This is a genomic window from Arthrobacter sp. H14, from assembly GCF_000520495.1.
Lineage (GTDB): Bacteria > Actinomycetota > Actinomycetes > Actinomycetales > Micrococcaceae > Arthrobacter_C.
Genome location: NZ_KI914640.1, coordinates 34,703 through 45,790, shown reverse-complemented (window position 1 = coordinate 45,790; position 11,088 = coordinate 34,703). Strand labels below are relative to the sequence as shown.

Genomic DNA, 11,088 nt, shown 5'->3' with positions numbered 1-11,088 from the left:
CAGGGTGTGGTCGGAGCGGATGTCGATCCCGCCGATCTGGCCGGAGGTCAGGCCACCCTCATTGGCGATAGCGCCGACGATGGAACCGGGCATCACGCGCTGGCGGCGGCCGACGGCAATCCGGTAGGTGGCGTTGCCCTCGGTCAGGGTGCGGGTCGGTCCACGTGAGCCGAAGCCGTCCTTGGAGCGGTCCTTCTTCTGGTGCTCGGGAACCTTCGGCAGCTCCTTGACGAAGAGCGGCTCGCCGCCCTGGGCCATGAACGCCAGCGCGGCGGCGATCTCGGCAGCCGGGACGTCATGCTCGTCCTCATAATTGGAGATCAAATCACGGAACTGGGCAACGTCCTCGCTGGAGAGCGTTTCGGTGATGCGCTCGGCAAACTTGCCCTGGCGCAGCTCGTTGACCTTATCCGCGCTGGGAAGGTGCATCTGCTCGACCGGCTGGCGGGTCGCCTTTTCAATGGCGCGCAGCAGGTACTTCTCCCGCGGAGTCATAAACAGGATCGCGTCGCCGGTGCGGCCCGCACGGCCGGTGCGGCCAATACGGTGCACATAGGACTCGGTGTCGTGCGGGATGTCGTAGTTGACAACCAAGGAGATGCGCTCGACGTCGAGTCCACGGGCAGCGACGTCGGTGGCGACCAGGATGTCGATCTTGCCGTCACGCAGCGCCTCGATGGTGCGCTCGCGCTGCTGCTGTGGAATGTCGCCATTGATCGCCGCTGCGCGGTGGCCGCGGGACCGGAGCTTGTCGGCCAGGTCTTCGGTTGCCACCTTGGTGCGCACGAAGGTCAGCACGCCGCCGTATTCCTCGACCTCAAGAATGCGGGTCAGTGCATCGAGCTTGTGCGGACCCATGACCTGCAGGTAGCGCTGGCGGGTGTTGGCGCCGGTGGTGGTCTTGGACTTGACCGTGATTTCGGCGGGATCGTTCAGGTACTTCTTCGAGATCCTGCGGATCTGGGACGGCATGGTGGCCGAGAAGAGCGCCACTTGCTTGTCGTCCGGGGTCCCGGAGAGGATCTGCTCCACGTCTTCGGCGAAGCCCATCCGCAGCATTTCATCGGCCTCATCGAGGACCAGGTATTGCAGCTCGGACAGGTCGAGCGAGCCCTTGTTGATGTGGTCGATCACGCGGCCGGGGGTTCCGACGACGACCTGTGCGCCACGGCGCAGGCCGTTCAGCTGGGGACCGTAGGCCGAACCGCCGTAAACGGGCAGCACGGTGAAGTTTTCCAGGTGTGCGGCGTAGGAGGAGAATGCCTCGGCAACCTGCAGGGCCAGTTCGCGGGTCGGAGCCAGCACCAGGATCTGGGTGGCCTTCGACGGCGGCAGGTCGGCCATCCGGGACAGCGCGGGAACCGCGAATGCCGCGGTTTTACCGGTACCGGTCTGGGCCAGCCCAACGACGTCGCGGCCTTCCAGCAGTGCCGGAATGGTGGCCGCCTGGATGGGCGAAGGCTTTTCATAGCCGACGTCGGACAACGCTGCGAGGACGCGGGCGTCAATGCCGAGATCGGCGAAACGCACCTCGGGCTCTTCGGTTTCGGTGGATGTAGCTTCAGGCGACGGAGCTTCGGTGGTGGGCTCGACGTCGTCGTAGTTGCTGGGCAAGAGTTACCTCATTCATATGGGTTGATGGCGTCGCGGCAAGTGCGCCGCTGTACGAAGAAACCCGGCCTGTTTCAATCCCTGGCAAGGCCTCGCATCACAACTTCTGGGCTGCGCTCCCGGCAGGCACGTGTGACGTTTTCTTCTCGCCGGCGCTCCCATATGAAAATGCCCGCTGCTGCGGGCCCCAACACAACGAACCTGTCCCAGTACTATGATCTGGGCAGAATAAAAAGGGAATACCGGTGTGGGGGATGCTTCCAGTCTACCTTACGGTTCTAAGGTGGCGAAGCGGAGGCCGGGCATGGGACCCGTGAGGTTGGGCACATGCCTGAATTGGCGAAGATCCGGTGTCGGCGGGGAGTAGTTTAGGGCCCACATCGACGCTTTCAACCAAATATCCGGTCTGTCCTACTCCCCGCGCGTAAATCTTGGGCGCTATGCGCGAGTGTGGAGGTCCGCCGACCGTTGCAGAGCCTTCATGGCGTTCAGGCGAAGCCCCGGGGCCATTTTGAACTCGCCGGCCGCGGCGGAGTCCAGCAGGATTTGCGCGTCGTCGGCACTGCGTTCGGTGAACCAGCGGCCGGACGTAACACCGTGAGTCGGGCGGTACAACAGCTCGACGGCGTCGCCCGCCTCGATGGTGCCGGTCTTCAGAACCCGAAAATACGCGCCAACCAGCCCCTCCTCGGCGAACCGTTTCACCCACTGCGGCTCTTCCATGTGCGTGGCGAAATTGACGCACGGCACCCGCGGCATCGTGACCTCAATTTCCACCTTGGAACCGATCCGCCATCGCTCGCCGATGAACGCCCCAGTGGTTTCTATCCCCTTGGTGCGGAGGTTCTCGCCGAATAGACCCGGCAGGACTTCCCGCCCCAGTTTCGCCGCCCAATGCTCCGCATCCTCATGTGAATACGCGTACAGCGCCTTGTCCGCACCGCCGTGGTGCTTCCGGTCTGCCTGCACATCTGCGAACAGCCCGAGCCTGTGAACCTTGACTGGACCCTCGGCCGCGCGTTTGTCGATTGCGGTGACCCCGGGAGCGCCGCCGATTGGCTTGAGCCGGTGCACCCGGCAGATGGCGAGCAGCCGGGCTTCAACAGAACTGTCCATGCCCCTATTTTGCCTGTTTCAACACCGGCTGCGGTCCACTGCGCGCAGATCCGCCGGCCGTGGATGCGCCAGCTGTGGATGCGCCGGCCGCAACCCGCGTCCGTTACACGGAGAAGCCGCCGTCGCTCTTGATCAACTGCCCGGAGATCCACTTACCCTCCGGCGACAGCAGGAAACCGACCAGGTCAGCCGTGTCTGCGGGCGTTCCCAACCGGCCTGTCGGTTGCCGAAGCGTCAACTGTTCACGCAACTCGGCATCCATCCACCCGGTGTCAATCGGGCCGGGATTCAGGGCGTTGGAGGTGATGCCGAGATGGCCAAGTTCCCTTGCAGCGGCAATGACGATCCGGTCCAGGGCACCCTTGCTCGAGCCATAAGGCAGATTCTCGACGGTGTGGTCGCTCGTCAGCGCAACGATTCGGCCGTCGTCGCCCGGCAGCTGGCGTGCGAACTCGGCGATTAACTGCCAGCTTGCCCGGACGTTCACGGCGTAATGCCGGTCGAAACTGTCTACGCTCGTGGTCAGGATGCCCGAGTCAACGCTTTCGCAATGGGACAGCACGACGGCGCCGAAGGGTCCGATTCCAGCGTGCACGGCAGCGACCAGCCGCGGAACGGCATCGGGCTGTTCAAAGTCCGCCTGCACGGAGAAGACCTCCGCACCCATCGCTTCCAGCTCCGACGTAAGTTCCACCATGTCGGGAGTGCGCAACTCCGCCGGCCCGCCGCCGTCGTCGTCCGAAGTGTTGCCGGTGCCATCGTCCAAAGTGGCGCCAGAGCTGCCAGAGCTGCCCCACGGCATGCGGTCGTCATAACCGGCCCAGTAAGTCAGCGCCAGGTCCCAACCCTCGGCGGCGAGCTTGCGGGAGATGCCTGCGGCGATTCCGACCGTGCGGCCGACGCCGGTGATCAGGGCTATAGGTCTGGACATGGATTCATCCTAGCCGCGGGGGGCCAAGGAGTATGTTGGAACCACCCATCGAAAGACCGAAAGGCAACCATTCATGAGCTTCGCAATCACCAACGCCCACGTTGTCCCGATTGAAGGCGAACCCTTTGACGGGACGGTGTTGATCAAAGAGGGAAAGATCGCCGCTCTGGGTCCTAAGGTGAAAGTTCCGCGCAATGCAGAGGTGCTCGACGCCGGTGGCAAGTGGCTGTTGCCTGGCTTCATCGATGCGCATACTCACTTGGGCGTGGCCGAGGAAGCCGAGGGTAAAGAAGGTGAGGACACGAATGAAGTGACCGATCCGGTCACGGCGGCCGTCCGTGCTTTAGATGCAATCAATCCTCACGAGATGGGTTTCGATGACGCCCTCTCCGGCGGCATCACCGCCGTCAATGTGAACCCCGGCTCCGGTAATCCGGTCGGCGGACTCTGCGTCGCCTTGCACACGCACGGCCGCTACGTCGATGAAATGGTCCTCCGCTCCCCCAGCGGGCTCAAGGCCGCCCTGGGCGAAAACCCAAAGCGGATCCACGGCGAGAAGAACAAAACGCCATCAACCCGGCTGGGCACCGCGATGGTGGTGCGCCAGGCCTTCGTCGACGCGCAGAACTACATGGGCAAGGCAGACAAGAACGGACGCGACCTCAAGCTGGAAGCGCTGGCCATGGTGCTGAACCGGGAGATCCCGTGGCGCCAGCATGCCCACCGCGCGGACGACATTGCGACGGCGCTCCGGATGGCCGACGAATTCGGGTACGAGCTGGTGCTCGATCACGGCACGGAGGCGCACATCCTGGCTGACGTCATCGCGGCAAAGGGCGTCCCGGTTCTTATTGGGCCACTGTTCACCGCCCGGTCAAAGGTCGAGTTGCGGCAACGCTCGCTGGCCAACCCCGGCAAGTTGGCTGCCGCAGGCGTCGAAATTTCCATCATTACCGACCATCCCGTGATCCCCATCCACTTCCTGGTCCACCAGGCAACCCTCGCCATCAAGGAGGGACTGGACCGGCGGACCGCGCTTAAGTCCATCACCATTAATCCAGCCAAGGTCATGGGTGTCGCGGACCGGGTCGGCTCCCTCAGGGAAGGCAAGGACGCCGATGTGGTGCTCTGGAGCGGTGATCCACTCGACGTGATGCAGCGGGCCATGAAGGTCTGGATTGGCGGCAAGGAAGTGTTCGATTACGACGACGGGACCCGGCACGGAACCGTCGCTCCCCGGGCGTAACGAGGTCGGGTTAAGGGGTGTCGAGCTGCCGCAGGTAGTAATTCCGCAGACCATGGCGGAGGAAACGCGGCAGCCGTGGATACAGCACTGAGCAGAGCCGGAACATGCGGTCGAAGCGGCGTTGACGTTTGGCGTTCCACGGCAGCTCGAACGACTCCCGCACGTCCACCGGCAGCAGTCCTGCAGTGACCAACCGGGCCAGCGGCATGCCGGCCCGAAGCCACAGTGGGACGCCTGCCGGATGCAGAAGATCCTGCGCGACGCGTCTGGTCAGCTCGTCCGTTTCCAGCCGCGCGACCTGATCGTGCCAATACGCGTTGAAGGCGGCGCGGTCCTCCGGCCATAGATCTGCTGGAAGCTGGAGTGCCGTGCCGACCTCTGCGTAATCCCGGTAGACCCGGTCGGCGGATTCCTCGTCAAGGACACCGTAGATCTTGTCGTGCACCTGAACCGCGGTGTCGTAGAGCGTCGCGACCACCCATAGCTGCAGCTGTGGATCGAACGCCGAGTAGCTCGGCCGCTCCGCTCCCGCTTCACGCCGCACCGGTACGTGGGCACGGTTGACCTGCCGCCGGACGGTTCTGATCTGCTCCGGAGTTCCGTACACCACGGCGTACACATACGTCAGCGTTGTCCGCAGCCGGTCCAGCGGGCGGCCGGCGAAATTGCTGTGCTCCGCAACGCCGTGACCGACCGCGGGGTTGGCAATCTGGAGCAGGATCGCCCGGCCTGCGCCGAGCAGGAGGATGCCCTCCGCCCCAATATCCGCCAGTCCCCGCGCCATGGTGTTACAACGCGGAGATGGCCTGGTCCAGGTCGGCGATCTGGTCCTCGACGTCCTCGATCCCGACCGAGAGCCGCAGCAGGTTCTCGGGAACGGCAAGTTCGGTGCCCTTCACGGAAGCATGCGTCATCTCCGAGGGGTAGTTCATCAGCGACTCGATGCCGCCCAGGCTCTCCGCCAACGTGAACACGCGCGTTGCTTCGGCCACCTTGCGGGCAGCCGCCTCGCCGCCCTTGAACGTCACGGAAATCATCCCGCCAAAGGACTTCATCTGCCGCGCGGCAAGCTCGTGTCCGGGGTGCTCCGGCAGGCCCGGGTAGTAGACGTTCTCCACGGCATCCTGCTTCAGCAGCCATTCGGCAATCTGCTGGGCATTGGCGCTGTGCCGGTCCATCCGCACCCCGAGGGTTTTCAGCCCGCGGGTGGTCAGCCAGGCGTCCATTGGTGCCGATACCGCGCCGACCGCAAACTGGATGAAGCCGACCTTTTCGGCGATGTCGTCGTCGTTCATTACGACGGCGCCGCCGACCACGTCAGAATGCCCGCCAATGTATTTGGTCGTCGAGTGCACGACGACGTCGGCCCCGAGGGCCAGCGGCGTCTGCAGGTATGGCGAAGCGAAGGTGTTGTCCACCACGAGCCAGGCACCGATGGAGTGGGCCTTCTCGGCGAGCGCGGCGATGTCGGTGATCTTCATCATCGGGTTCGATGGCGTCTCGACCCAGATGAACTTGGTCTTGCCTTTCGCAATTGCGGCATCGACGGAGGCATCGTCGGCCATGTCCGCCGTGGCGTTCGTGACTCCCCAGGCTTTCAGCACCCGGTCGATGAGCCTGTGGGTTCCGCCGTACGCGTCGTTGCCGAGAACGATGTGATCCCCGGGAGCCAGCAGGCCGCGGATCAGTGCGTCCTCGGCGGCCAGGCCGGAAGAGAAGGAGAGCGCGTGCTTTCCACCTTCGAGGGCCGCCAGCTGTTCCTGCAGGGAATCACGTGTCGGGTTGGTCCCGCGGCCGTATTCGTAGCCGTTGCGCAGTTTGCCAATGCCGTCCTGGGCAAAGGTAGAGGTCTGGTAAACCGGCGGGACGACGGCGCCCGTGATGGAATCCGGCTCCTGCCCGGCGTGGATGGCGCGGGTATTGAAACCTTGGCTGTTTGCCTGGCTCATGGAAACTCCTTTTGCTAGCGGTTCAAATACGACAGTAGGTCCTGGCGGGTGATGATTCCCACCGGAGCGCCATCGGACGTAACCATCAGCGCATCGGTCTGCTGCAACTGCCCGCGTGCATCCTGGACAGGCTCATTGGCGCCAATCACCGGCAGCAATGCCGCCATGTGGTCGCGGACGAGGGCAGAGGGCGTGGCATCGCCGGTGAACAGCGCCTCACCGAGGGACCGTTCATCCACGCTGCCGAGAACCTCGCCCATCAACACGGGCGGTTCGTGGGAGAGTACGGGCAACTGCGAGACACCGTAGCGGCCCAGCAGGGCGATGGCATCCGCCACCGAATCGTCCGGACGCACATGCACCAGCTGTGGAATTTCGGTGGACTTGGCGCTGAATACGTCCATCACCGTCGGGCCTTCTTCGGCGCTGAGGAACCCGTAGGAACGCATCCACTTATCGCTGAAGATCTTGCCCAGGTAGCCCCGCCCGCTGTCCGGCAGCACGATCACGACGACGTCGTCGGCGGTTAGGTTTTTGGCGACCCGGAGTCCGACGGCGACGGCCATGCCGCTGGAGCCGCCCACCAGCATTCCCTCTTCCCGGGCGAGCCGGCGGGTCATGGCGAAACTCTCGGCGTCGTCGACGGCGAGAATCTCATCCGGAACCGCGGGATCGTACGCGTCCGGCCACATGTCCTCGCCGACGCCTTCGACGAAGTAGGGCCGCCCGGTCCCCCCGGAGTAGACGGAGCCTTCCGGGTCCGCGCCGATGATCCGCACCGGTCCGGAGGAACGGTCGGCGGAAACTTCCTTCAGGTACCGCCCGGTTCCGGAGATCGTTCCACCCGTGCCGACGCCGGCGACCAGATGGGTCAGCCCGCCCTCGGTGTCGCGCCAGATTTCAGGACCGGTGGACTCGTAGTGGCTGAGGGGGCCGTTCGGGTTGGAAAACTGGTCCGGCTTGTAGGCGCCGTCGATCTCGCGCACCAGCCGGTCCGAGACGCCGTAATAGGACTCCGGGCTTTCCGGCGGCACGGACGTCTTGGTCACGACCACCTCGGCGCCATAGGCGGCCAACACGTTGCGTTTGTCCTCGCCGACCTTGTCCGGGCAGACAAAGATGCACTTGTACCCGCGCTGCTGCGCCACCATGGCCAGCCCGACGCCGGTATTGCCCGACGTCGGCTCGACGATCGTGCCGCCGGGCTTGAGTTTGCCCTCGGCCTCGGCGGCGTCGATGATCTTCGTCGCGATCCGGTCCTTTATGGACCCGCCAGGGTTCATGTACTCCAGCTTCACCAGGACGGTGGCGGCAATACCTTCGGTCACTTTATTGAGTTTGACCAGCGGGGTGTTGCCCACGAGGTCCACTACGGAGTTGGCGTACTTCATAGCTACAAAGTTACGCGGCGGCACCGACAAGAACCAAAGCAATTGTTACGCCACGCCATGCGAGGATGGATGCATGACCCTCACCGCCTCCGGATCACCCGGTTCTGTCAAAGGATTGGCTGGCGGCGACGTACCGGGAATCACGTGGGAACCGGGTGCTCCCTATGATATGGACCGGACGCTCGGAATCCTGCAACGAGGCACCATGGATCCGTCCGTCTGCATAAAGGACGGCGTCGCCTGGCTCGCTTTTTCGACGGCGGGGGGCGCGGCAACGCTGCGGCTGGTGCAAGCCCACACTAACGGCGCTGTCGCCGCTGCCGCCTGGGGTCCGGGCGCACAGTTGGCCCTCGACGGCGTACCCGCACTGCTGGGAGAACATGACGACTGGTCCGCATTTGACGATCCGGATTTCCTGGCCGGCCTGCCCCACCGGGTCAAAGAAGCACGACGCCGGAACAGCGGGTTGCGGTTGCCCCGCACCGGGCGGATGATCGATGCCCTTGTCCCTGTGATCCTGGAACAAAAAATCACCACCATCGAAGCACGGCGGGCCTGGCGCTACCTTGTGGGTAAGTTTGGCGATCCGGCTCCGGGTCCAACTCCTGGGCACCTGCGCGTGACGCCGATGCCGGAACAGTTCCGCAGAGTTCCCGCCTGGGACTGGCACCGGGCGGGAGCGGATTCAAAACGCTCGGCCGCCATCCTGCGTGCCTGCGCCGCCGCATCCGGTCTGGAACGGTTGAGCGCGTTGTCTACCGGCGCTGACCTGACATCGAAACTTTGCTCCATTCCCGGCATTGGGCCGTGGACGGCGGCCGAAACAACCCAACGGACGCACGGCTGTCCAGATTCCGTCTCCGTCGGAGACTTCCACCTTCCCGCCTACGTGGGCTGGGCGCTTGCAGGTAAACCGGTCGACGACGACGGCATGCTGGAGTTGCTCGAACCGTGGCGTGGACACCGGCAGCGCTTCGTCCGGATGCTCGTGCTCAGCGGCTTCCGCAAACCTTCTTTCGGCCCGCGGCTGGCTCCGGCCGATCACCGTTTCCGGTAACTGCAACCGATCCTCAATCGAAGCGGCGGCGCTCAGGTGTTTGGCGGTATGCCGTCTGGCCGGCACCTCACGCGTGACGGCGGGACGCGTGGAACATACACTTCAGGCGTGGACGTAATCGACTTCTCCGGTCCGGCCGAGTGGGACTCCTGGCTCGATGCCCGGCACGAAGACCGGACGGAGGCATGGCTGCGGATCGGCAAGCGCCATTCCGGTGCCGGACTGATAATGATCTCCGACGCGCTCGATGTGTCCCTGTGTTACGGCTGGATCGACGGTCAGCGCAAGGCTTACGACGACGTCTCCTTCCTCCAGCGCTACTCGCGCCGCAGACCGGGAAGCTCGTGGTCAAAAATCAACGTGGCCAAGGCTGAAGCACTGATAGCGGCGGGACGGATGCGGCCGGCGGGACTGATTGAGATCCACGCCGCTCAGGCGGATGGACGTTGGGAAGCGGCCTACGAGTCGCAACGCACCGCCGTCGTCCCAGCCGATCTCACCGCCGCCCTGGCCGGCAACCCTTCGGCAAGCGCCGCCTTTGAGCGCCTGGACCGGTCAGCCCGGTATGCCCTGATCCTGCCGCTGCTCAAAGCCCGCACGCCGGAAACGCGCGCGGGGGTTCTGACCCGGATTGTCGAGCGGCTGGCGGCTCAGGATGGCTGAGCCAATCAGCCGAGACCGAGTTTTTCGATGGCGTCCTCGCGCATCTCGACCTTGCGGATCTTGCCGGACACCGTCATCGGGAAGCTTTCCCTCACATCGATATAGCGCGGAATCTTGTAGTGCGCCAATCTCCCCCGGCAGAACCCGGTGACATCTTCGACCGTCAGGATTCCGGCGTCGGGCTTGAGGATAATGCACGCCATCAGTTCCTCGCCGTAACGTTCATCCGGAACCCCGATGACTTGCACGTCCTGGATCGACGGATGCTGGTAGAGGAACTCTTCGATCTCGCGCGGGTAAATGTTCTCTCCGCCGCGGATCACCATGTCCTTGATTCGGCCCTCGATGGTGATGTAGCCGTCTTCATCCATCCGGGCCAGGTCGCCGGTATGCATCCAACCGTCCGCGTCGATCGCCTCGGCGGTTTTCTCCGGTGCGTTCCAGTATCCCTTCATCACGCTGTAGCCGCGGGTGCAGAATTCGCCCAGTTCACCGTGTTCGACGACGTCTCCGCTGATGGGGTCGATGATCTGGTTTTCCAGATGCGGCATGGTGCGCCCGACGGTCTCCGTGCGCCGGGCCAGGCTGTCGTCCGGCCGGGTCATGGTGGACACCGGCGACGTCTCGGTCATTCCGTAGCAGATCGCGACTTCGGCCATGTTCATCTCATTGACCACCCGCTTCATGATTTCCACCGGGCAGGTCGAGCCGGCCATGACGCCGGTGCGCAAGGAGGACAGGTCGTACTTGGCGAAGTTGTCCAGCGCCAGTTCGCCGATGAACATTGTCGGCACGCCATAGAGCGAGGTTCCCCGGTAGTCCTGTACTGCCTGCAGCGTGGCTGCAGGGCTGAACCCGCGGCCCGGGATGATGGTGGCGGCGCCGTGCGAGAGCGCGTTCAGATTCCCGATCACCATCCCGAAGCAATGGTAGAACGGCACCGGAATGACGACCCGGTCCTGCTCGGTGTAGTTGAGCAGTTCGCCGATGAAGAAGCCGTTGTTGAGGATGTTGTGGTGGGTCAGGGTTGCACCCTTCGGGAAGCCGGTGGTGCCCGAGGTGTACTGCAGGTTGATCGCATCATGCTGGTCCAGCCCCGCCATACGCTGCTGCAATACGGCAGG

10 protein-coding genes are annotated in these 11,088 nt (G+C 64.1%); 3 read left to right on the top strand and 7 right to left on the bottom strand.

Annotated elements, in window-relative coordinates; translation table 11 throughout:
* From Y707_RS24005 to Y707_RS0106405, 3 genes are all read right to left on the bottom strand, one after another.
* Positions 1-1,614: DEAD/DEAH box helicase (locus Y707_RS24005; protein ID WP_253905083.1), on the bottom strand; the 1,614-nt coding region annotated here is incomplete at its 3' end.
* Positions 1,615-2,049: 435 nt separating this feature from the next.
* Entirely contained in the window at positions 2,050-2,727 is a 678-nt protein-coding gene (locus Y707_RS24000) for an MOSC domain-containing protein (protein ID WP_035780610.1), read from the bottom strand.
* 103 nt (positions 2,728-2,830) lie between these two features.
* Complete coding sequence (locus Y707_RS0106405; RefSeq protein WP_026534463.1) at positions 2,831-3,658, bottom strand: SDR family oxidoreductase; 828 nt, start codon at positions 3,656-3,658, stop codon at positions 2,831-2,833.
* A gap of 73 nt (positions 3,659-3,731) precedes the next feature.
* Between Y707_RS0106405 and Y707_RS0106400 the strand changes: the two genes are divergently transcribed.
* Positions 3,732-4,904: an amidohydrolase gene (locus tag Y707_RS0106400; protein ID WP_026534462.1), complete on the top strand. Its 1,173-nt coding sequence runs from the start codon at positions 3,732-3,734 to the stop codon at positions 4,902-4,904.
* Between the two features lie 10 nt (positions 4,905-4,914).
* Here the strand turns inward: Y707_RS0106400 and Y707_RS0106395 are convergent, their stop codons facing one another.
* Genes Y707_RS0106395 through Y707_RS0106385 form a run of 3 tightly spaced genes read right to left on the bottom strand, consistent with a single transcriptional unit; the run spans position 4,915 to position 8,244 of the window.
* Entirely contained in the window at positions 4,915-5,688 is a 774-nt protein-coding gene (locus tag Y707_RS0106395; protein ID WP_026534461.1) for an oxygenase MpaB family protein, read from the bottom strand.
* 4 nt (positions 5,689-5,692) lie between these two features.
* On the bottom strand, positions 5,693-6,853 hold the full coding sequence (locus Y707_RS0106390) for a cystathionine gamma-synthase (RefSeq protein WP_026534460.1): 1,161 nt from the start codon (positions 6,851-6,853) through the stop codon (positions 5,693-5,695).
* Positions 6,854-6,867: 14 nt separating this feature from the next.
* Positions 6,868-8,244 (bottom strand): cystathionine beta-synthase, encoded by a 1,377-nt coding sequence (locus Y707_RS0106385; protein WP_026534459.1) that lies wholly within the window; start codon positions 8,242-8,244, stop codon positions 6,868-6,870.
* A 73-nt stretch (positions 8,245-8,317) separates the two neighbouring features.
* On the opposite strand from Y707_RS0106385, the gene Y707_RS0106380 reads away from it, so the two are divergent.
* Both Y707_RS0106380 and Y707_RS0106375 read left to right on the top strand, forming a co-directional pair.
* On the top strand, positions 8,318-9,301 hold the full coding sequence (locus tag Y707_RS0106380) for a DNA-3-methyladenine glycosylase family protein (protein ID WP_253905082.1): 984 nt from the start codon (positions 8,318-8,320) through the stop codon (positions 9,299-9,301).
* A 108-nt stretch (positions 9,302-9,409) separates the two neighbouring features.
* Positions 9,410-9,964 (top strand): YdeI/OmpD-associated family protein, encoded by a 555-nt coding sequence (locus Y707_RS0106375; protein WP_026534457.1) that lies wholly within the window; start codon positions 9,410-9,412, stop codon positions 9,962-9,964.
* A gap of 5 nt (positions 9,965-9,969) precedes the next feature.
* Here Y707_RS0106375 and Y707_RS23995 read toward each other — a convergent pair.
* Positions 9,970-11,088, bottom strand: a 1,119-nt coding sequence (locus Y707_RS23995; protein WP_035780627.1) for an AMP-binding protein, incomplete at its 5' end; no start/stop codon positions are given.